Origin of the sequence: Gardnerella coleohominis, from assembly GCF_002896555.1 — a bacterium.
GTDB classification, from domain to species: Bacteria; Actinomycetota; Actinomycetes; order Actinomycetales; family Bifidobacteriaceae; genus Bifidobacterium; species Bifidobacterium vaginale_F.
The window spans coordinates 150,608-171,280 of the sequence record NZ_MNLH01000002.1 but is presented as its reverse complement, the minus strand read 5'-3'; the positions used below and the strand labels follow the sequence as shown (position 1 = coordinate 171,280).

19 protein-coding genes and 1 tRNA gene are annotated in these 20,673 nt (G+C 41.7%); 6 read left to right on the top strand and 14 right to left on the bottom strand.

Annotated features, from left to right (window positions below; all coding sequences use genetic code 11):
* Window position 1 precedes the first annotated feature (1 nt).
* The 3 genes from BFS05_RS02540 to BFS05_RS02530 all read right to left on the bottom strand — a co-directional run bounded on the left by BFS05_RS02540 (window position 2) and on the right by BFS05_RS02530 (window position 2,948).
* Entirely contained in the window at window positions 2-184 is a 183-nt protein-coding gene (locus BFS05_RS02540; RefSeq protein ID WP_103084456.1) for an antitoxin VbhA family protein, read from the bottom strand.
* Window positions 185-635: 451 nt separating this feature from the next.
* Window positions 636-1,856, bottom strand: coding sequence for an ATP-binding protein (locus BFS05_RS02535; protein ID WP_103084455.1), 1,221 nt, complete (start codon window positions 1,854-1,856; stop codon window positions 636-638).
* Between the two features lie 129 nt (window positions 1,857-1,985).
* A complete protein-coding gene (locus BFS05_RS02530; RefSeq protein WP_103084454.1) occupies window positions 1,986-2,948 on the bottom strand; it encodes a Fic family protein in 963 nt (320 codons plus the stop codon).
* Window positions 2,949-3,281: 333 nt separating this feature from the next.
* Here BFS05_RS02530 and BFS05_RS02525 point away from each other — a divergent pair, with 333 nt between their 5' ends.
* Entirely contained in the window at window positions 3,282-4,565 is a 1,284-nt protein-coding gene (locus tag BFS05_RS02525; protein ID WP_103084453.1) for an ATP-binding protein, read from the top strand.
* Between the two features lie 154 nt (window positions 4,566-4,719).
* On the opposite strand, the gene BFS05_RS02520 is transcribed toward BFS05_RS02525, so the two are convergent.
* The 10 genes from BFS05_RS02520 to BFS05_RS02475 form a co-directional block, all read right to left on the bottom strand.
* Window positions 4,720-6,663 (bottom strand): hypothetical protein, encoded by a 1,944-nt coding sequence (locus BFS05_RS02520; RefSeq protein ID WP_103084452.1) that lies wholly within the window; start codon window positions 6,661-6,663, stop codon window positions 4,720-4,722.
* A 394-nt stretch (window positions 6,664-7,057) separates the two neighbouring features.
* The gene (locus BFS05_RS02515) at window positions 7,058-7,372 is read right to left on the bottom strand and encodes a F0F1 ATP synthase subunit epsilon (RefSeq protein ID WP_103084451.1); all 315 of its coding nucleotides are present in this window, start codon (window positions 7,370-7,372) and stop codon (window positions 7,058-7,060) included.
* A gap of 2 nt (window positions 7,373-7,374) precedes the next feature.
* Window positions 7,375-8,862: a F0F1 ATP synthase subunit beta gene (atpD, locus tag BFS05_RS02510; RefSeq protein WP_103084450.1), complete on the bottom strand. Its 1,488-nt coding sequence runs from the start codon at window positions 8,860-8,862 to the stop codon at window positions 7,375-7,377.
* Between the two features lie 5 nt (window positions 8,863-8,867).
* Window positions 8,868-9,872, bottom strand: a complete 1,005-nt coding sequence (locus BFS05_RS02505; RefSeq protein WP_103084449.1) for a F0F1 ATP synthase subunit gamma — start codon at window positions 9,870-9,872, stop codon at window positions 8,868-8,870.
* Between the two features lie 3 nt (window positions 9,873-9,875).
* The gene (gene atpA / locus BFS05_RS02500; protein ID WP_103084448.1) at window positions 9,876-11,549 is read right to left on the bottom strand and encodes a F0F1 ATP synthase subunit alpha; all 1,674 of its coding nucleotides are present in this window, start codon (window positions 11,547-11,549) and stop codon (window positions 9,876-9,878) included.
* A gap of 105 nt (window positions 11,550-11,654) precedes the next feature.
* Complete coding sequence (locus tag BFS05_RS02495; protein WP_103084447.1) at window positions 11,655-12,236, bottom strand: F0F1 ATP synthase subunit delta; 582 nt, start codon at window positions 12,234-12,236, stop codon at window positions 11,655-11,657.
* Between the two features lie 10 nt (window positions 12,237-12,246).
* On the bottom strand, window positions 12,247-12,789 hold the full coding sequence (locus BFS05_RS02490; RefSeq protein ID WP_103084446.1) for a F0F1 ATP synthase subunit B: 543 nt from the start codon (window positions 12,787-12,789) through the stop codon (window positions 12,247-12,249).
* Window positions 12,790-12,846: 57 nt separating this feature from the next.
* Window positions 12,847-13,086, bottom strand: coding sequence for an ATP synthase F0 subunit C (locus tag BFS05_RS02485; protein WP_075523893.1), 240 nt, complete (start codon window positions 13,084-13,086; stop codon window positions 12,847-12,849).
* A 115-nt stretch (window positions 13,087-13,201) separates the two neighbouring features.
* Entirely contained in the window at window positions 13,202-14,044 is an 843-nt protein-coding gene (gene atpB, locus BFS05_RS02480; RefSeq protein WP_103084445.1) for a F0F1 ATP synthase subunit A, read from the bottom strand.
* A 286-nt stretch (window positions 14,045-14,330) separates the two neighbouring features.
* On the bottom strand, window positions 14,331-15,362 hold the full coding sequence (locus BFS05_RS02475; protein ID WP_103084444.1) for a homoserine O-succinyltransferase: 1,032 nt from the start codon (window positions 15,360-15,362) through the stop codon (window positions 14,331-14,333).
* A gap of 118 nt (window positions 15,363-15,480) precedes the next feature.
* Here BFS05_RS02475 and BFS05_RS02470 point away from each other — a divergent pair.
* Window positions 15,481-15,554, top strand: a tRNA-Met gene (locus BFS05_RS02470).
* Here BFS05_RS02470 and BFS05_RS07140 read toward each other — a convergent pair.
* Complete coding sequence (locus BFS05_RS07140) at window positions 15,514-15,759, bottom strand: helix-turn-helix domain-containing protein (protein WP_226988350.1); 246 nt, start codon at window positions 15,757-15,759, stop codon at window positions 15,514-15,516. The two genes, BFS05_RS02470 and BFS05_RS07140, sit on opposite strands and share 41 nt — an antisense overlap.
* Before the next feature lie 166 nt (window positions 15,760-15,925).
* Between BFS05_RS07140 and BFS05_RS02465 the strand changes: the two genes are divergently transcribed.
* The 4 genes from BFS05_RS02465 to BFS05_RS06965 all read left to right on the top strand — a co-directional run bounded on the left by BFS05_RS02465 (window position 15,926) and on the right by BFS05_RS06965 (window position 20,630).
* On the top strand, window positions 15,926-16,759 hold the full coding sequence (locus BFS05_RS02465) for a tyrosine-type recombinase/integrase (RefSeq protein ID WP_103084443.1): 834 nt from the start codon (window positions 15,926-15,928) through the stop codon (window positions 16,757-16,759).
* A 198-nt stretch (window positions 16,760-16,957) separates the two neighbouring features.
* Window positions 16,958-18,016 carry a GumC domain-containing protein gene (locus BFS05_RS02460; protein WP_103084442.1) on the top strand — a complete coding sequence of 353 codons (1,059 nt, stop codon included), beginning with the start codon at window positions 16,958-16,960 and terminating at the stop codon, window positions 18,014-18,016.
* A 185-nt stretch (window positions 18,017-18,201) separates the two neighbouring features.
* Window positions 18,202-19,161 (top strand): hypothetical protein, encoded by a 960-nt coding sequence (locus BFS05_RS06970; protein ID WP_258004202.1) that lies wholly within the window; start codon window positions 18,202-18,204, stop codon window positions 19,159-19,161.
* Window positions 19,158-20,630, top strand: coding sequence for an LPXTG cell wall anchor domain-containing protein (locus BFS05_RS06965; protein WP_258004201.1), 1,473 nt, complete (start codon window positions 19,158-19,160; stop codon window positions 20,628-20,630). Before BFS05_RS06970 ends, BFS05_RS06965 begins: the two co-directional genes overlap by 4 nt.
* Window positions 20,631-20,673: the final 43 nt, after the last annotated feature.

Genomic DNA, 20,673 nt, shown 5'->3' with positions numbered 1-20,673 from the left:
ATTATTTCAGACCGTAACGCTTACGAGTTAGAGATATAAGCTCATCTGCGCTTATAGAACCGCGAATATATTTTCTTGTATCAGCCAAGCATGCAGAAGATACAGTGCCACCTTCTAATTTTGCTGAAGATAATGCTATTGCAACGTTTTCTAGTCGGAACTTTTGCGTTTCTTTATCAATCATTTCTTCTACCTACCAACACACGCACCCAAATCAAAAACAACTGTTAACTATTTTACTATGCGCAATACATTTTGATTACCAAACATTTCCGTTACGGCACAGAACATTTTATTTACGGCACGCTTTATTTATGGCACATTTTACTTATGGCATATTTTTGTTACAGCACAGTTTATTTACTGCACACTTTGCTTACAGCACATTTTGCGATTTGACGAATCCACACAAACGCAAAAAGCATCGGCAACATCACGCCACTCGTTTCAGTGTAATATGTTTTGCGCGCGTTAAAACCGAGCAAATACCACTTCGTAAACCAATCAAATCCCGCTTCGCAAATTTGAAAATTTTTTAATTTTGCGAAATAAACCCTCCTAATAATCTAAACCATATGCGAAAGAGAAGAATAGTGTAAGAACAAAATAGCCTTATTACGCGCATTCAGTCCAAATCATCGCTCATACAACCATCGCGCTATATCAACTATTTTTACACCGTCTTTTTCCATCTCATCGTGACGAGTACGAGCAATAATCATCTTTGGGTAAGCGTCTTTTATAGATAACAACGGACTAATTTCTCTTTCAAAAGTTTCATCGCGCGAAATATCGTCAGAAACTTGAATATAAGTCAGCTTTCCGTCCTTCTTTGCCACAAAATCGATTTCCTTAGTATAAAGCTTGCCAACATACACTTCATACCCGCGTCTTAAAAGTTCAATAGCCACTAGATTCTCATACAAATGTCCAACATCAGAATATCTAGTACCTAATTCCGAAAACCTAAATGATAAATCGGCAAGATAGTACTTTTTATCTGACTCAAGGTACCTTTTGCCTTTAATATCATAACGTTGTATTGGATAGAACATGAATGATTTACATAAATAACTAATATGAGCACCAACTGTTTTATCATTAGTTTTATAAGTTTTTGACGTTAGTACAGAAGCAACATTGCGAATCGAAGTACAATTACCAACATTGTCCATAAGGAAATTCGCAATCATAACAAGTAAATCTTCATTTTCTATGCCATATTTTTGCACGATATCTTTTACTATAGTTGTACGATATATTCCTTCAACATACTTTCGCGCATCGTAATCTTTGTTATATAAGTAAGATCCAGGCATTCCGCCACGTACATAGTATTCATCGAAATACTTATCTATATCACTCTTATCGATATAATTTTCATCATTATCTGTTTTTGAATAATATTTACAAAATTCAGCAAAAGAAAATGGGTACATGCTAATTTCAAATACCCTACCGCCAAACAAAGTAGCAAGATCACTTGAAAGCAGAAAAGCGTTAGAGCCAGTAACATATATGTCACATAATTCTTCATCATGAATGCTATTAATCACACGTTCGAAGCCATTGCAAAGTTGAATCTCGTCTACAAAAAGATAATTTGATTTCCCCTCAACACAATGTTCTTCAATATAGTTATATAAAGCATCCTCTTCTAAAAGTTTTTGATACTTTTTCTGATTTAGATTTATTCGAATTACATTCGCATTAGCATCTTGTTGGATACGTGAACTAAAAGCATCTAACAGTTTAGATTTACCACTTCTACGAATTCCCGTAATGACCTTTATGTCTGGTACATCTTTAAGTTCTTGCAGCCTATTTAAGTAAAAATCCCTGTCAATTAGCTTCATAGCACACCTCCCACTACTTCTAGTATAACTAAAACCACACAAATCCCATTTCGCAAATTTGAAAATTTTTTAATTTTGCGAAATGAAACGATATTCACACAAGCCTAAAAACCCAATAAGCAGAACGCGTCACAACCCAAAAAGCTTCAACAACGCACGGAACGTATCTTGACCGTCATAGCAAGTTTCAACTAGAAACCCACGCTCATTGCTATATTCCTTAAGACCGCGATAATAGTAATATTTCTTTCGATCTTCAATAATAAAGGGCACGATATTATGCTTTAAGCATTCCTTAAAAGCAATCAAACGCCCAACTCTGCCATTGCCATCCTGAAATGGGTGTATTCGCTCAAACCTGTAATGAAAATCAACGATATCCTCTAGGCACAAATCAGTTTTAGCAAGATATTCTGCCAACAACTTGCTAATCTCACCATGCACTTTTTGCGGCTCGCAAGTTTGCACACCGCCTACAACATTCGCACGCAACTTGTAATCACCCACACTAAACCAAGGTAGAAGCTCGTCGCTTGTTCCGCGCTTAAGTAGCAAATGTAAATGCTTAATAATTTCTTCACTAAGAGGCTCTTCAGCAACGTCAATGCAGTAATCAATCGCGCGAAAATGATTCACTGTTTCAACAATGTCGTCAACTTTAATACTTGTGTTCTCTACTACACCAACACTTGAATCCGCGCCATCAACTACACCATCCACTTTTTCTTCGGAACCTATAGTGTTAGTTTCAAAAATTCGCCTAGTTTGATCTTCGCTTAGCTGACTGCCTTCAATATGATTCGAGTTGTACGTCATGCGAATTTGAAGCTCGTGGTAAATTCCGCCTGGAATACGATGCTCCTTCTCTTCCCTAAGCCGTTGCAAAATAGGGTTACCAGAGATTACGCGATACAATTCTCTAGGCTTGCATTGTAAATAGTTGCTGATTTTCGCAATTACTAAATTTGACAGTTTTTCGCCTTTTGAGATTTTTGCAATCGTACGAGAAGAAATATGCAGCTCGGCTGCTAACTGAGATTTTTTAACGCCTTTTTCTCGCAGCCTGTTGTTAAATCCCGTGTAATCATACATTTTAACGGTTCTCTTTCTTCCGCTTGCATAGTTTTAATTGAGATAAATCATGACGAATCTAAATACTCACGCACTAAAATCTTTACTTATTTTCCCATAATCAACATCAAAAGTAAAGATAATCACGATTTGGCACACACAAAAGTAAAGATTCGCAAAACTATAAGCAAAAAGATTCTACACTTTCAAAAGTGAAAAAATATTACAGTTTTGAAAGTGAAAATGATATAATACTTTCAAAAGTAAAATAAAATTAAAGTTTTGAAAGTAGAAATACGTGTTTGCTTTCAAAAGTGAAAAATACTACGATTTTGAAGACAAAAGGTGATTGCAATGAAGCTCATTGAGAGAACAGATTACTTAAATCGCCTCAAACGCGTTAAAGGCACGCCAGATATAAAAATCATTACTGGTATTCGGCGCAGTGGAAAATCGGAGTTGTTGCGCGCTTACCGTACGTATTTAGAAAACACTTATGGCAATCAGAGTAGCAAACTTTACGCATCAGCCAAACACGCACAGCAGCCAAACGCACTACAACAACAAGATAATTCAAACAACCAGCAACTTAACATAATCAGCATCGACTTTAATAACCTAAATTATGAAAATCTAAAAAATTACAAAAGCCTTTTTGCATACGTTGAAAGCCGTTACGTGCCCGAAGCGTACAACGTTCTTATGATTGACGAAGTGCAATTATGCCCAAAATTTGAGCTTGCGATTAACAGCCTTCACAATAGCAATAAATACGATATTTATTTAACTGGATCCAACGCATTCTTACTTAGCTCGGACCTTGCAACACTGTTCAGTGGAAGATTCATTGAAATACCAGTATTCCCGTTTAGTTTTGCAGAATATTGCGAATACTTTGAAATCACAAGCAACTTTAACGATGCTCTGCAAAAGTATTTACAACAGGGCGGGCTTGCAGGATCATACGTTTACGCAAATCAAGACGATGCGGAAGTGTACATAAAAAACGTGTATACAACTCTTGTTAAACGCGATTTAGTAGACAAATACGCAATATCGGAAGTATCACTTCTTGACTCAATATGCGAATTTTTAATGGACAATATTGCGAATCTCACAACCGCAAACAATGTAAGCTCAATACTTAAGCAGAATCAGATTGAAACAACGCACGTAACAGTTGGGAATTATCTAAAATATTTATGCAATGCATTCATGTTTTATAAAGTAAAACGTTACGATATTCGCGGCAAAAAATACTTAGAAACAAACGAAAAATACTACTTGGCAGACACTGCACTTCGCTACGCAATTCTGGGAACTCGCAACATGGATTACGGAAGAGCATACGAAAATATTGTTGCACTTGAGCTTATGCGAAGAGGATACTCAATTTATGTTGGCAAACTTTACCAAAAAGAAGTAGATTTTGTGGCAGTAAAAGCGAGTGAGAAGCTTTATATTCAAGTTTCAGACAATATTAACGACGATTCCACGTTGAAGCGCGAACTTTCGCCACTAAAAGCGATAAAAGATTCTTATCCTAAAATCCTGCTCGCAAATACTAGACACGATTCTTACGACATTGAAGGAATCCGCGTAATAGACATAGCTCAATGGCTGCTTAACGCAGACTGAGCAAACAACAGCATGCAATATAAAAGGGCCTTCACGCGCGAACGCAAACAAGCGAGCACGAACGAAAGCCCTTAATAAACTATTGCCACTAACACATAACAGCAATATCAGTTAGTTATTCAGTTATTCAGCTAGTAAGCTAGTAAGCCAATTACTAACGGCGAACCTTACGCAAAGTAAAACCAGCAGCAACAAACGCAACAACAGCGAACACAGCCAACACCACACTAGAACCCGTAGCAGGCAAAGCATTCACATTAGAAGCAGCAGTAGTCACACTAGTCTTAACAGCATTATTCACCACAGTAATATTCGTCCAAGCAAGCTGATTACCCTTCTCATCCACAAGAACAACAGTATGCTTACCCGAATAACCATCAGGGAACTTAGCATCAAAATAAGGAACACCATCAGAACCAAGCTTAACAGTCACATAATCACTACCATCCACACTACGCAAAAGCTTAGGAGTGGAATAAATGAACGCGTAAGCCTTAACAGAACCCTTTTCCTTCAACTCAGCATTAAACCTAGCATCATCAACATGAACAGTAACCCTGTTAGATACGCCAGCCTTAGCAACATTATTATTGCTGACAGTAATCTTGCCCTTAACCTCTGGCTTAAGATCATTAACAGTCTTAGGAGCAGCAGGAACTACAGCTTTAGTTTGAGCTGACTTTGTAGCAGACTCAGTCTTTGTAGCAGACTCAGACTTTGCTAATCCAGTCTTAGAAGAAGTCTTTGAAGTAACGTTGGCATCAGGACCTGCAGGAGCAGCTGGAGCTTTTTCTACGGACTGACCAGCAGATTTGCTGTCAGATGAGCCTTCAGACTGATTTGGAGATGAAGGCACTGATGGAATATTCTCGGCACCAGGATTTTTTGGTGAATTATTATTCTTGCTCTTCTTAGCTTCTGAAATAAGATTCTCAAAAGAAACCAATCTAGACTTCTTAGAGTTGCGAATCAAATTAGCTATAAAGCTTAAATCTTCATCCTCCGCCAGCTTAGCTAACTTTTCCTTTTCTTCCTTGTAGTTTTTAATAGCGTTCTTAAGATTTACAGAAATCTTATTATTAAATTCTACGGCAGCAGCACCAGCTCGATTTGCTTCAGCAGTATTAAACTTTTCGAAAGTCTTATTGCCAAAACTATTTACAACGGCAAGGAACTTTGCAATCGCAGCCTTTTCACCGCCAGTAGCAGTAAACATTCCTGCGTTAGCTATCTGAGCTAATTCAACAGCATCAGTATAAGATTTTTCTTGTGCAGCGCGACGCTTCTGCGATTCTTTTCTGAATAATTCAATCTGGGAAGGCGTAGCCGTTTTACCAACTTTTTTTAAATACTCCAGAAAATCTTCCTCTGATGTTCCGAGGTCTACTATGACTTTAATTGCGCTATCTGTAATTGTTTTTTGAGCTTCATTAAACAAAGCACGAGCGCCACTAAAAGTCGCAGATTTGCTAATCAGCTTAGCAGTAAAGTGGAAATTTTTAGCCTTTGCCTGCTTAATTAAATCTTCCTTAGCATACTTCTCTGATTCATTAAGCAAATTTTCCAAAGAAGCTAAAGAACTGTAATTAGATTCTTTAATCTTGTTAGCAATTAAAGTAAGACCCTCATCTTCAGCTTTTTTAGCTAAAGCAGCTTTGCCATTAACGTATGCGCTTTGAGCCTTATTGCGCTCATTTTTACTACCGTAGAAAATTTCATTCGCCGAATTGAAGCCTTTAGCATTACGCATCTCATTAGCAAGCTTATGCAAACCAATAACATCGAGATGCCTAGCACGATACTTAACAATCATGTCGTCTACGTGCTTAACAACAAGAGCGTTATCGTCACCATGACCGGTAACCTTCGACTCGTTTTTGCTGACATATTTTAAAATCTCATCAATTTCACTTTTAAGAAGACGAGAACCGTTCACACGTTTTTTAAGTGTATCTAGAGGAGAGAGTTTAGCAGATTCTTCAGTGCCATTCTTCTGAACTTTAGGATCATTGCTAGCAACAGCTGGAACAGCGAATGCAATTCCCGAAGCCAAAGTCACCACCGCTGCAAATGCGGCAATCGCTTTTTTATTGAACATACTTTTCCTTTCCCCTGCCGCGAATTATCGCGCGAGGAGACCGTTTACAAAACAGCATAAGAATTAATTCAACTTAGTCTTAAATTAAATCGTCACTAAGTATACAGATACCCTACCCCCGTAATGTATGTATATAATTTTGTCTATAAAATAATTCTTAATAAATCAAGATATTCACAAACGAGAATCAGGCCCCAAAGCCGCTAAATAAAAAGAAAAATAAAGGATTAATTCCCAAAAATAAAATGCGAACAACGTAAGTATCAATACAAGATTTAACAACAAAATAAAGCAAAAGGCAGGAGCTTGAGAATATCCAACCTGAGAATACCCAGATTGAGAATACCCAAACTCCTGCCTTTTCAGTAGCTTACTTTATTTATACGTAAGCTTCTTAAATCACCTTAGCGTTAGGCAAAACGTTGCCGTCTTTATCAACGTTGCAACTGTGTTCAACAGCAATCGTTATGTGATCAGAGTCAACAGAGAAGAAGCCGTCAGTCACATTAAAAACATGATGCTCGCCTTCTGCATCATCGACTTTCACTAAACCGTGATCAATTAACGCAAGCACAGCCTCATGCCCAGGAAGTATACCCATTGAGCCATTCACTGAAGGAATAACCACAAACTTAGCTTCACCTTCCCACACAGGATGCCTGGCTGCCACCACACTAATGTGCAGCGTTTTTACTTGCTTATCTACCATAATCACGCACCAAACTCTTGCTGCATATCGTGCCAACGACGCTCAAGATCATCGATGCCACCAATACCAGAGAACGCCTGCTCAGGAATCTCATCGTAAACACCATCGCAAATGCGCGTAAATGCTTCGATTGTTTCGTCTGCTGGCACATAAGAACCTGGACGACCAGTGAACTTTTCAGCCACGTAGAAGTTCTGACCAAGGAACTGCTCAATCTTACGAGCACGGCTCACAGTAGTCTTATCTTCCTCACCAAGCTCATCAATACCAATCAAAGCGATGATATCCTGAAGCTCCTTGTTGCGCTGCAAAATAGCCTTCACGCGGTTTGCGCAATCGTAATGAGCCTGTCCAACATAACGCGGATCAAGAATTCGCGAAGTAGAAGCCAAAGGATCAACAGCCGGGTAAATACCCTTAGCAGCAATATCACGCGAAAGCTCGGTAGTTGCATCCAAGTGCGTAAATGTTGTTGCAGGAGCAGGGTCAGTGTAATCATCTGCAGGCACGTAAATAGCCTGAAGCGAAGTAATGGAATGGCCACGAGTAGAAGTAATACGCTCTTGCAACGCACCCATTTCATCAGCCAAGTTTGGCTGATAACCCACTGCAGAAGGCATACGACCAAGCAAAGTGGAAACCTCAGAACCAGCCTGAGTGAAGCGGAATATGTTATCAATAAACAGCAACACATCCTGATTCTGCACATCGCGGAAGTACTCAGCCATAGTCAAAGCAGTAAGAGGCACACGAAGACGAGTCCCAGGAGGCTCATCCATCTGACCGAAGACAAGCGCTGTTTTCTCCAAAACGCCAGCCTCAGCCATTTCGCCAATCAAATCGTTACCTTCACGAGTACGTTCGCCAACGCCAGCAAACACAGACACACCACCGTGATTCTGTGCAACGCGCTGAATCATTTCCTGAATCAACACGGTTTTACCAACGCCTGCACCGCCGAACAGACCGATCTTTCCACCCTGAACGTAAGGTGTAAGCAAATCGATAACCTTAATACCTGTTTCAAACATCTGAGTCTTAGACTCAAGCTGATCGAAAGCAGGTGGGTTGCGGTGAATTGGCCAACGCTCGGTCACCTCAATATTTTCGCCAGGCTTAGCATTCAAAATGTTGCCAGTAACGTCAAAAACGTGACCTTTAGTAACATCTCCAACCGGCACAGAGATTGGACCACCAGTGTCACGAACCAAAGCTCCACGAACCAAACCATCCGTAGGCTTTAAAGCTACTGCACGTACAGTGGAATCACCAAGGTGCTGCTCAACTTCCAAAGTAATCTCATGAACGGTATCTCCCTCCGTATTTCCAACGGTGGCGATATCAACCTTGAGAGCATTATAAATATCTGGCAGATAGCCGACTGGGAATTCAACGTCAATAACGGAACCCTGCACACGCGTTACGTGACCGGCCGTTGGGTCGACTTCCTCTTTAGCCTCTGGAGGTGCTGTGGTCTGATCTTCAGCCATTGCCCCTAATCCTCCTCATTATTCAGCGCATCTGCGCTGCCGATAATCTCGGTAAGTTCCTGCGTAATAGAAGCCTGACGAGAAGCATTAAGTTTCCTCGTCAAATCTTCCACTAAATTACGTGCGTTATCTGTAGCCGTATGCATAGCATTCTGGCGACTTGCAGTTTCTGAAGCAGCAGAAGTCAAAAGACACTCATGAATACGCGATTGAATATACTTTGGCAAAACAGAGTCCAAAACTTCATCTGAGCTAGGTTCAAAGCAATATTCAACTGCATCAGGATTACTACGACTTACTGCTTCTACGCGAGCATTCACTGCACCAGTAGAAGAAAGAGATGCAGATGGACCTGAAGCTGCCTCGTAATCAGGACGGTGCATAGAAAACTCTTCGCCATCCTTTAACGGAACCAATTCCACTGGAAGCATACGCAAAGTGCGCACCTTCTGCCTCACCATATTGATGAACTCAGTGAAAACGATATACAGTTCAGAAACACCGCCCTCATCTTCTGGCTTCATATAAGCATCCATCAAGGTATCAGAAATTTTTTCTGCAATAGTCACATCAGGATGATCCGTAGAGCCTTCCCAAGTACCAGCAACATCTCTATTGCGATACTTGTAATAAGTTGCTCCACGGCGACCATAAACGTAAAGCTCAGCATGCTTGCCTTCAGAATCTAGCTTGGATAGCAATGCTTCCGTCTCACGAATAATCGAAGACGTAAAAGCACCAGCCATGCCACGATCAGAAGTTAAAGCAAGCACCGCTACACGATTACCTGGATGTTCCTTACCAAAGATAGGATGCTTAATATTTTCCTCATGATGAGCCACCAGAGCCTGCACGGCATCGAAAATCGCATCACTATAAGGCTTCGCATTTAAAGCGATATCGCGAGATTTAGCGATATGTGATGATGCAATCATTTCCTGAGCTTTGAAGATCTTACCCAAAGACTGAGTGGAAATAATTCTCGATTTCAATGCAAGTTGGGAGGACATAAGTTACTTCTCCCCAGACTTTTTGGTATCAGACTTATGCTGCTCAGACTTCTTAGCTACGAGCTGTTCCTTTTCCACTGGAGCAGGATTTTCAGCAGGTGGCAACGAATCCTTTACAATCAAAGGCTTACCTGCAGAAGTCTTAAATGTTCTGCGGAAGTCATCAATAGCAGCATCAAGCTTGGCTTCAGTTTCCTTAGTAAAATCTTCTGTGTCATGAATTACTTGCAAAATATCGGTTCCCTTATCAAGGTAATCCAATAATTCGCTTTCAAAACGCAAAACATCTTTTACAGGAATATCATCAAGCTTTCCGTGTGTACCAGCCCATACAGAAACAACTTCTTGTTCCATAGAGCGAGGAGAGAATTGCTTCTGCTTGAGTAATTCAGTCAAACGAGCACCGCGAGTAAGCTGTGCCTTTGAAGCTGCATCCAAATCTGAAGCGAACATTGCGAAGGATTCCAAAGACTTATAGCGAGCCAAGGAAATCTTCAACATGCCGGAAACCTTCTTCAAGGCCTTAGCCTGAGCAGCTCCACCAACACGAGACACGGAAATACCGACGTCAACTGCTGGACGCTGACCTGCGTTGAACAAATCAGACTGCAAGAAGATCTGACCATCAGTGATAGAAATCACGTTGGTTGGAATGTAAGCAGAAACGTCATTTGCCTTAGTTTCGATAATTGGCAAGCCGGTCATGGAACCGCCACCCAAATCGTCGGAAAGCTTTGCGCAACGTTCTAGCAGACGAGAATGCAAGTAGAACACATCACCAGGGTAAGCTTCACGCCCAGGTGGACGACGCAAAAGCAAGGAAATTGAACGGTATGCTTCTGCTTGCTTCGACAAATCATCGAAAACAATCAAAACATGTTTACCGTTGTACATCCAATGCTGGCCGATTGCAGAACCGGTGTAAGGCGCAATATACTTAAAACCTGCAGAATCGGAAGCTGGGCTAGCCACGATCGTCGTGTACTTCATAGCTCCTGCTTCTTCAAGGCTTTGGCGCACAGCAGCAATAGTCGAACCTTTTTGACCGATTGCTACATAAATGCATCGAACCTGCTTCTTTGGATCTCCAGTTTCCCAATTAGCGCGCTGATTGATAATAGTATCAATAGCAATTGCAGTCTTACCAGTCTGACGATCACCAATAATAAGCTGACGCTGACCACGTCCAATTGGTGTCATTGCGTCAATAGCCTTTAAACCAGTAGAAAGTGGTTCATCAACAGGATGACGGTGAATAACGTCTGGTGCCTGAGCCTCAAGAATACGACGCTCTTTGCACTCAATAGCACCTAATCCATCAATAGGCTTACCCAGAGGATCAACGGTACGACCAAGGTAGGCATCACCCACTGGCACGGACAACACCTCACCGGTGCGATACACTTCCTGCCCTTCCTCAATACCTGTGAAATCGCCTAGAATAACAACGCCGATTTCATGAGCATCAAGGTTAAACGCAAGACCCAAGGTATCATTCTCAAAAGTAAGCAACTCGTTTGCCATGCAGCCAGTTAAACCAGCCACGTGAGCAATGCCATCGCCTGCCGTAACAACATATCCAACTTCTTGAGTTGGCATATCTGTCGGCTTATACGATTCAACGAAACCGTCGAGTGCCTTGCGTATCAGGGCGGGATCAATAGATAGTTCCGCCATAATTCTCCTTATGTACATTATGTACGTTCTTAGAATTAATTAGTTCTAAGATTCAGCTTTTATAAACAATAACGCGAATATTACAAGAAAACTTTTTTATAAGCGTTATTTAATCGCCTGAGTCCATGCACCATTACGAGCTGAACGCTGTAATTGCTTCAACTGCATGAGCATCGTTCGATCAGTTACTTTGTCTCCTATGCAAATACGCATACCGCCGAGCACATTGGGATCAACAATTGGGTTTATATAAGCGCGATGCCCCAATTTCTTAGTGTAAATCTCAATTAACCTCTTGATTTGCTTATCTGTAAGCGGCTGAGCTGTTGTAACGGTAACAAGCGTTTCTCCAGCTTCGCGTTCGAAACCAGACCACGCTCCACCAAAGCTACCTTTCTTACCAGTATCTTCGCCGCCATGCCATGAACCAACTAGGTAATGCAGTATACGCAACACAACTGGATGTGCTTTATCACTCATAAGTTCGTCAATAAGACGAGACTTATCATCCGAAGATCTATTCGGATCGGTGATTGCGTCAGAAAGCTCAGGATACTGATCAAGAGTTTCAACTATAGATGACAACTCATCGGCAATACGTTGCGCTTCATCATGTGCATCCGTAATGGCCTGCACAAGCGAAGTACGAGATAGGTTCTCACTAACTCGCGATGCCTTTGCCTGCATCTTTTACCTCCTACTCCTCGTGATCTGAATTTTCTGAATTCTCGACATCATCAATAACATGGTCAAGAATCTGAGCGCTCACTTTTTCATCATCCAATTTTGATGCAAGAATCTTACCAGCCAAGGCAGCGGCCAATACTGAAACCTCGCCCTGAAGGCTATTCATAGCATGCTTATGTTGAGCTTCAATAGAACTTTGTGCTTCGCTAATAATCTTTGCAGCATCGTGTTCAGCACGCTGACGAGCTTCATCAATAATTTTTGAAGCCTGCGCACGAGCCTGCTCACGAGTCTTTGCAGCATCAGCTTGAGCTTGAGCTACTTGAGATTCAATCCTCTCTTTAAGCTCATCCGCCTCACGCTGCGTTTCAGCAGCTTTAGCAATTCCGCCTTCAATCTTCTCAGCGCGTTCGTCGAAAATCGCTTGGAACTTCGGCATAACAAACTTGTAGAAGAATACGGCCAGAATCACCAAGATAATTAGAGACCAAACAAGGTCGTAAGCTTCAGGCAAGAACAATGCCAATTTACTATCTCCGGCTGCAAAAGCCATGGCTTGTCCTTTCTTTATTGTTTATTACACTTTTGTGTTTGCACATAAAAGTCTTAATCAGGCGTTCATACCCATGATGTATGAAACGAAGCCGAGCAAGCCCAAAACTTCGATAAATGCCAAACCAACAAACATAAACAGCTGTACACGGTTACCAACAGCTGGCTGGCGAGCAGTGGACTCCATAGCCTTGGATACCACGAAGGACATGCCAAGAGCAGGAGCGATGGTTGCAATAGCAAAACCAAGAATGCTGAGGTTACCAGTCAAACCTGCGAGAGCAACTATAGTATTCATTTTTTTGATCCTTTCTTTATAAACTGCTTCAAGTTATTGCAACTTTTATCAGTTCAAAATATTAATTTTTATCAAACCTAATCATTAAACGCGTAACGCTACTTTGTAAACAAATCTACGCAGCTTCGACCGCGTTCTTTTCTTCCTCTTCTGGATAGCTTTCAGAAACATAAACGGATGCAAGCACTGTGAAGATAAATGCCTGTAATCCTGCAACCAGAATTTCAAACACTGTGAATAAGATTCCGCCTAATAGCCACAGAACGCCGCCTAAAGCAAGAAGCTTATTACTTGAATCAACTACGTAAAAATTAGTGAAAACTAAGCATGTAGCAACAAGTAAATGCCCTGCTACCATATTCGCAAACAAACGTATTGTAAGAGAAAGTGGTCGCACGATTATAAGCTCTATTAATTGCAACGGCGAAAGAATGAAGTAAATAGGCCAAGGAACCCCAGCTGGGAATAACGCTTCACGGAAGAATCTTAGGAATCCTTTTTCTCGTATGCCGACATAAAGATACTGGCACACAACCCATAAAGCAAAAACCAAAGGAGCGGCAATAGATGCTGTTGCAGCAATATTAAAACCTGGAATAACAGAGCATAAGTTGAAGAAGAAGATTGTTAAGAATAACGTTGACATCATAGGAATGTAACGCTTACCGCGCTCTTCACCAATCATCTCATACACAATGTTATAGCGCACGAAATCCATTAAGGTTTCAATCAAGCTCTGCCAACGAGACGGAACTAACTTCGCGCGAATAGCACTAATGCCGAATACAAGCATAACAATAATCGTCATTAATACTCGAACTAATATAATGCGATTCATTGCAAACGGAGTACCAGGGAACAAAATCTCTGGAGGCAAAAAATCATTAATGCTAGGCAATTCCGGCTTACTCGCCGCTAATGCAACAGCATTAGTAAAGCCTCCAATGACTCCAATCATTGACGCCTCCTAGTTTGACACACCTTGAATAAAACGAGCTGCATTTTTCACGAATCCGTCTTTGTAGATTGCATACACAACTCGAAAATACGGCTTTCGAATTTCGATTCTACTCGTGGATTGTACATAACTTATACCTCCTGCATTTTATCACATTTCAACACTAGACTCTTTATTTATTTTTCAATGAAATTTAATAAAATACGTAATTTTTTAAGGTAAAGCCATTAATTTTCGTAAAAATACCACTATCCTTCTAAAAATTGTTCATCAGGAAATGTTCATTTTAGTACCTCAAACCGTACCCCACCTCGGTAAATATCGAATAGGAATCTAAACGAGGACTAGCAGGAGCATGCCGTATGGATCTGTCAGTACCGAGCTTTCCAGCAGAACGCAATTTAGGTATGTCATTAAGATCGTACGGAGTGGTTTCATAAACCCAATTAAGCCAGTTCCTCCACAATAAGTTTGCATGCGCTCTCCAAGAAAAAACAGGCTCTAAACGATAATCGTCATTCGGGAAATAATTCTTCGGCAGATGAACGTTACTTAATCCTTTATTCATATCTCTTTTATACTCATCCGCTAAAGTCATCTTGCCATATTCCCAATGTCCAAGAGCAAAAACCTCAGAGAAATCTCTAGTAGCAATTAACCCAGGTCCTGATTCAAAACCAGATGTAAGAATCTGCAAATTATTATTTTCTTTAATATCATCTAAATCAACACTTGCTATACGCGAATGCGGCTGCAAAGAAATCTCATCAAATCCATTAGTCAAAAAGCAGTATTCATCTTGTAGGAATTGTGGGAAAACGCCAAAAATTTTCTCATCTAATACATGCTTACGTACGTCATAACGATGATATAAAGCTGCCATAGCACCCCAACATAAATACATTGTTGAAAATACGTGGGTATATGACCAATCAAGAATCTTCGTAAATTCTTGCCAATAATCAACTTCTTCAAATTCCATATGCTCAACAGGCGCGCCAGTGACAACAAATCCATCGTAGTAATTTTCTTTAAGAGATTCTAAATTTTCATAGAATTTCACCAAATGATCTGCACTAACATGCGTAGAAACATGCGTTGATGTTTTCATAAAATCAACGTCTACTTGCAATGGTGATTTTGAAATTAAACGAAGCAATTGAGTTTCTGTTTCAATTTTCTTCGGCATAAGATTCAGAATTAAAACACGCAGAGGCCTGACACGTTGACGCTCAGCCTCAGGACGCTCCAACGCGAAAATACGCTCTGAATCAAGTATGTCTCTGGCTGGTAAACCCTCAGGAATTTTAATAGGCATATGTTTATTATAAAACACATTTGTTTACATTTTTACAAATATTTTATAAAAAACACGCCAAAAACTTGACAAATCAAAATTTGCACCTATTGTAGATAGAGCTGTTTAAATCAGCCGACGCGGGGTGGAGCAGCTCGGTAGCTCGCTGGGCTCATAACCCAGAGGTCCATGGTTCAAATCCATGCCCCGCTACGAATAAGGTCGTAGGTTCTACTTTTAAGAATTCTGCGGCCTTTTCTATTTCCGGAACACGCCATGGAGTGGCTTCATTTAATCTCATATTGACCGACGGTCGTGTCATATCTAATACTTCCGCCAATTCATTTTGCGTACGTCTTTGACCCGCCAAAAGCATACGAATATTCATTGTCACAATCTGATTCAATGTCAAATCCATTATCATTCATCTTTCTTTCCTAAAACCAACTAGCCTTTTCATCCTATCGGTTAGTTACATATATAGTATATCACATATTATGTATTTGTAAAAAAAAACGGACTTGAAACCGTGTAACGAAACAATACGTAAAATCTTTTCTCTACGTATTCTAGTCTATGTTTTTATGTTAAAAATCAAAAGAAAACTACTCCCTAATAGTTGGGAAACATATGTTACACATTGGCTGGAATATCTTGAAGCAAGTGGATATACAGAAGATACGATTAGATGCCGCTACTACAAAATCAGTCGGCTTGCACGCCTACTTAATCAGCCACCAGAAGATATTACAGGACAACAACTTGTTGAGCTTTTTGCACACCAAGACTGGAAACGAGAAACGCGCAAAGGTTATTCTTCAACAATACGCTCGTTTTACTCATACATGATTGAAGAAGAAATTATTGATGTCAATCCAACAGTAAAGTTACCTAAAATTCGTAAAGAATACGCAATACCTCATCCATTTCCTGATTACATCATTCGTGGTGCTTTAGCCCGAGTTAGAGGTAACAAGGAGTATGAAGCCATGCTCAGGCTCGGGGCAGAATGTGGATTACGACGTAGTGAGATAGCACAAGTATCTTCATCCGATATTATGATGCTTAATACTCATCCCCAGCTTCTTGTACACGGTAAAGGACGCAAAGAACGCACTGTCCCCATCGCGCCAGATCTCGCACAAATCATCGCCAACAAGCATGGATACATGTTTCCTGGCAGATGGACCGGTCACGTCGAAGCATCCTATATTGCGCATCACATCTCTCAGCTTCTTGGTAACGGATACTCCACACATAGTCTCAGACATCGATATGCCACTAAGGCATATGAAAGTACACACGACCTTCTCTTAGTATCTAAACTCCTTGGCCACGCTAGTGTAGAAACCACTCAAATATATATCAGTCTCACATTCCCTGATAGCAGTGCCATTACAGAAGCTGTTCGCCTCTAAAACAAGACAATATGAGGGGAGCACACGAGCATATTGACTTTATATCAAAAAGTTGCCAATCGTATTCTCACTACTATGTATAAAGCAAAAGTTATCGAGATTAGGAAAGAAAAATTAGAACGACACTAAGTATGTATATATCTTTCACCTGAATATTTACGTATAGTAAAAACATAGATAGAAAGACGAAGGATAATTATGGCTAATATGGATAAAAATCAGATTATTAAACAAGAAACCGAGATTACGAGACTAGATGCTATTTCTGGTCGCGGTGACCAGAAGCCAGGGAGCAAGAAGAAGCGTAAGCTTATCATCATTGCTACTGCGGTTGTTGTAGTTATAGCTTTGCTGGTTGCGAGTATGCTGGGTGTGAAGTCTTTAAGAGATTCCAAGACTCAAGCGTGCATCCAGGCAAACAGTGCGTACGCCAAAGCGTGGGCACAGTACGAGAAGACACGCCAGGATGCTGATGAAACTGCTAAGACTGTGACTAGTGTGGAGCAGGTTGCAAACGCTAAAACCTACACCACATTCACAGCCCAGCATGCTAAGAGTAAAAAGGTAAGTAAGGCGCAGTCTTTGAATTGTGCTATCTCCTACACTCAGGCTTTCAACGCGACCATGTCTAGTCTTGATAAGACTACAGCACAGCTTAATAAGACCACTAAGGCTCTGAAAAACTCAGTCGTTCAGGTCACAAAGTCGAAGAATGTGAAGGATCTTGAAAATGCTAAGAATATGGTGAAGGCGAAGCTTGATGAGATGAATAATCTGCTCTCCTCATCAGACGGTCAAGTGGCTGATAATGCTACTCGTGATAACCTGCAAAACCAGATAAACACGCTTACCGCAGCGTTGAATGATAAGAAAGCAACCGTCGAGTCTTTGACTAAGGCTCTTGAGCCAGTCCAAGGCGCAATCGACAGTGTAAACGCAAGTATACAAGCGAAGCAGCAGGCAGACGCTGCCGCAGCGCCTGCGGCGCAAGCAGCTCCGCAGGCTCGTTCCCAGTCTGCGGCTCGTACTAGCTCGGGAGCTCCTCGTTCAAGTACTCGTGGTGGGTCTTCTTATAGTGCGCCAGCACAGAATAAGAATTCGGGTGCGGTCGACTGGGATAAATACCTTGCTGACGGGAAAGCATATAATGAATTACATAGAACACCTAATCAATGTCGATATATCTATCGCTGTGGCACTGGATGGAATACCGATGGAACACCAGATGGTGACGGTGATGTAACTAATAGCAAATAGTTTCCATCTTTACTCATTTTCCCTTTACATAGTGGTTGGTTTTAGACGACTTCTAAAACCAACCATTTTTATCAATACCAAATTTTTATTGATATAAAATAAAATTTTTTCATTTTCTCATTACTGAATGTGAAACTTTTTGGTTTCGCATTTCATAATAAGCAATTTGAAAAAGGGAGACTTTTATGTCGCTTTTCGCTAAGCATAAAAGTATGAGAGACAAGATCCGACAAGGTTCACATCGCGCTCTTGCTGGTATCGTTGTCGCATCAACAATGTTGACAGGATCCGCATTTGCCGCTGGCGGTGCCGGATGGACAGGTGGAAACACTGGCGGATCTGGCACATATAAATCGAATACATTCTGGGTTACCGATGATAACCTAGGTTCCGCATCAGATAATGAAGCAGTGGTGCGCGCTATCCAATCAGAAGGTGTAGCCATCGGTAGCTCTGCTACCCGCGAAGCAGCAGCTAGAGCGCAAATTAACGCTGCATTATCCAAGGCTCGCGGTGATTGTGAAACAGAGTATACTGCGCGAGGTGGCACTGGTTCGGCAGACTGCCGCATCTGGGGTGTAGGCTTCACCGCAACAACAGCAGGACCAGGAATCACAAAACCGGAATATAACAATACTTCTAGCGCGCAAGCAACTGGCGCTCAATGGTTATCAGCATGGAACAACGAAACACAGAACGGTACCAGAAAATATAATCACGGCGGTAGCGAATACACAGTGTTTGATGATATTGATTCAGCTAATACACTCGCTTCATTCGCTGCTCAGGGTATGAGTACGCCAAATACTGATTTGATTGTTATCGTTCTTGCAAAAGACCAGCCTAAACTGTGGGACTTTACCCCTGATAAGTCCTGGGTAAAATACTCTAACGGCAAATGGGCAACCGTTATTGATGCGAAGCATACCAACACCACCGGTGCAGACACCCAAACCATCCTTGATGGTGACAAGCTCGGCTCTGTGGTTAACGGTAGCTTGGGCGAGAACCTGGGAGATAGCCTCGACACATTCACCCTGTCTGATGATTACACGGCTGCTGACTATTTGTGGGATCCAGATATGAGTGATGTGCATGTGTATGCTGCTCCAATCCCTGAGGCATCAACTACCGTCTCGGCATGATCGATGACTATGATGATGAGTACTTGCAGCTCAATGACAAGAATATCGAAATCCTAGACGCAGCCGGTAAGGACGTCACCAACAAGTTCAATATCCAGGTTAAGGATGGTGTCGTCTACGTGTTCGCTAAGACCGTAGACACGGAGTATCTCGGAGATATTCTTCCAGGGGATCCACAACCAACAGATTTAAAGGCCTACGCTGGCAAGGTATTGGATGTGACAAAGGATCCTGCAATCGACCAGTCTCTCCTTGGTCAGGATTACACCATCGTGCTTCCTATGACAGTCAAGCAGGTCAAGGACGGGTATGTAGTGAAGAACACTGCCACCCAGATTACAAACGATCGCAAGGATGTAACGAACACGGTAACTAACCCGTTAAAGGTTATTAACCCGAAGAAGGATGTGACTGTTAAGGTTAATGGCGAAAGTGCGAATGGTAAGAGTATTTATAAGGATCATCAGTTCTTGTATCGTCTCGATAGCTCCAAGATCGCTGGTAACCGTGCCTACAAGCAGATCAAGAATTGGCGCATCGTGGATGATTATGATGAAAAGTTTGACAAGCTAACCGGCCAGTGGGCAGTCTATGTCAACAACGACATTAAGCTCGCTGACGGCACTGTGATCTCCAAGGGTAGCCGTATCGACGGTAGCGGTGTTGATGCCGGATATTTCACTTTCACCGAGGCTAATGGTGCGTTTACTGTAGAGGCAACACAACAGTTCCTTGATATTGCATCTGCTATGGATAGTGACTTGTCCTGGACAGCGTACGTGCAAATGACCCGTTTGGGCGTAAGCGATCGCGTAGAAAACACGTTCGTGGAAACCATGAATGATGTTGAACGCGAATCCAATATGGTGTGGACCAAGACCCCAGACCAGACCCCTGCTATTAAACTCATCAAGTACGACGCAGCATCTGGTCTTGAAGCGGGAGACCGTAACACACCAAGCGAAGCCTTGAAGTCTACCAAGAACGGCACCAAGATTGTGTTCCGTATCATCAACACCGGTAAAGTCAACCTGACCAAGATCACGTTAGATGATAAGACTATCGCAGGCTCCGGTACGGTAACTAATCTGGAGTATCCAGCAAACTGGTCTAACCTGGTATTAAAGCCTGGCGAATACGTAGAAGTCAAGGGCACGTTGACTGGTATGAACACGATGAATCATACCGACCGTGGTCACACGACTGGTACACCTATCGTGCCATGCGCATCCCATAACGATCACCCATTCGACCCAAACGGTGGAGATAATGGTAATGGTGGTAATACGGGTGTGTGCTATGACACTCCAGTCGAAGATTCTGATGATTGGAACGGTGTTACTGCTGCACCATTGGCTCAGACTGGTAGCGCGGTCGTGTCTATCGCTATCGCTGCTCTTGCAGCCCTGGGCGCAGGAGCAAGCATCATGATCACTAAGCGTAACAAGGAAAATGCTCGTAAGCATTAACCCGTAAACACGCTTAGTATTAACTGGCGAGGGGTCGCACATG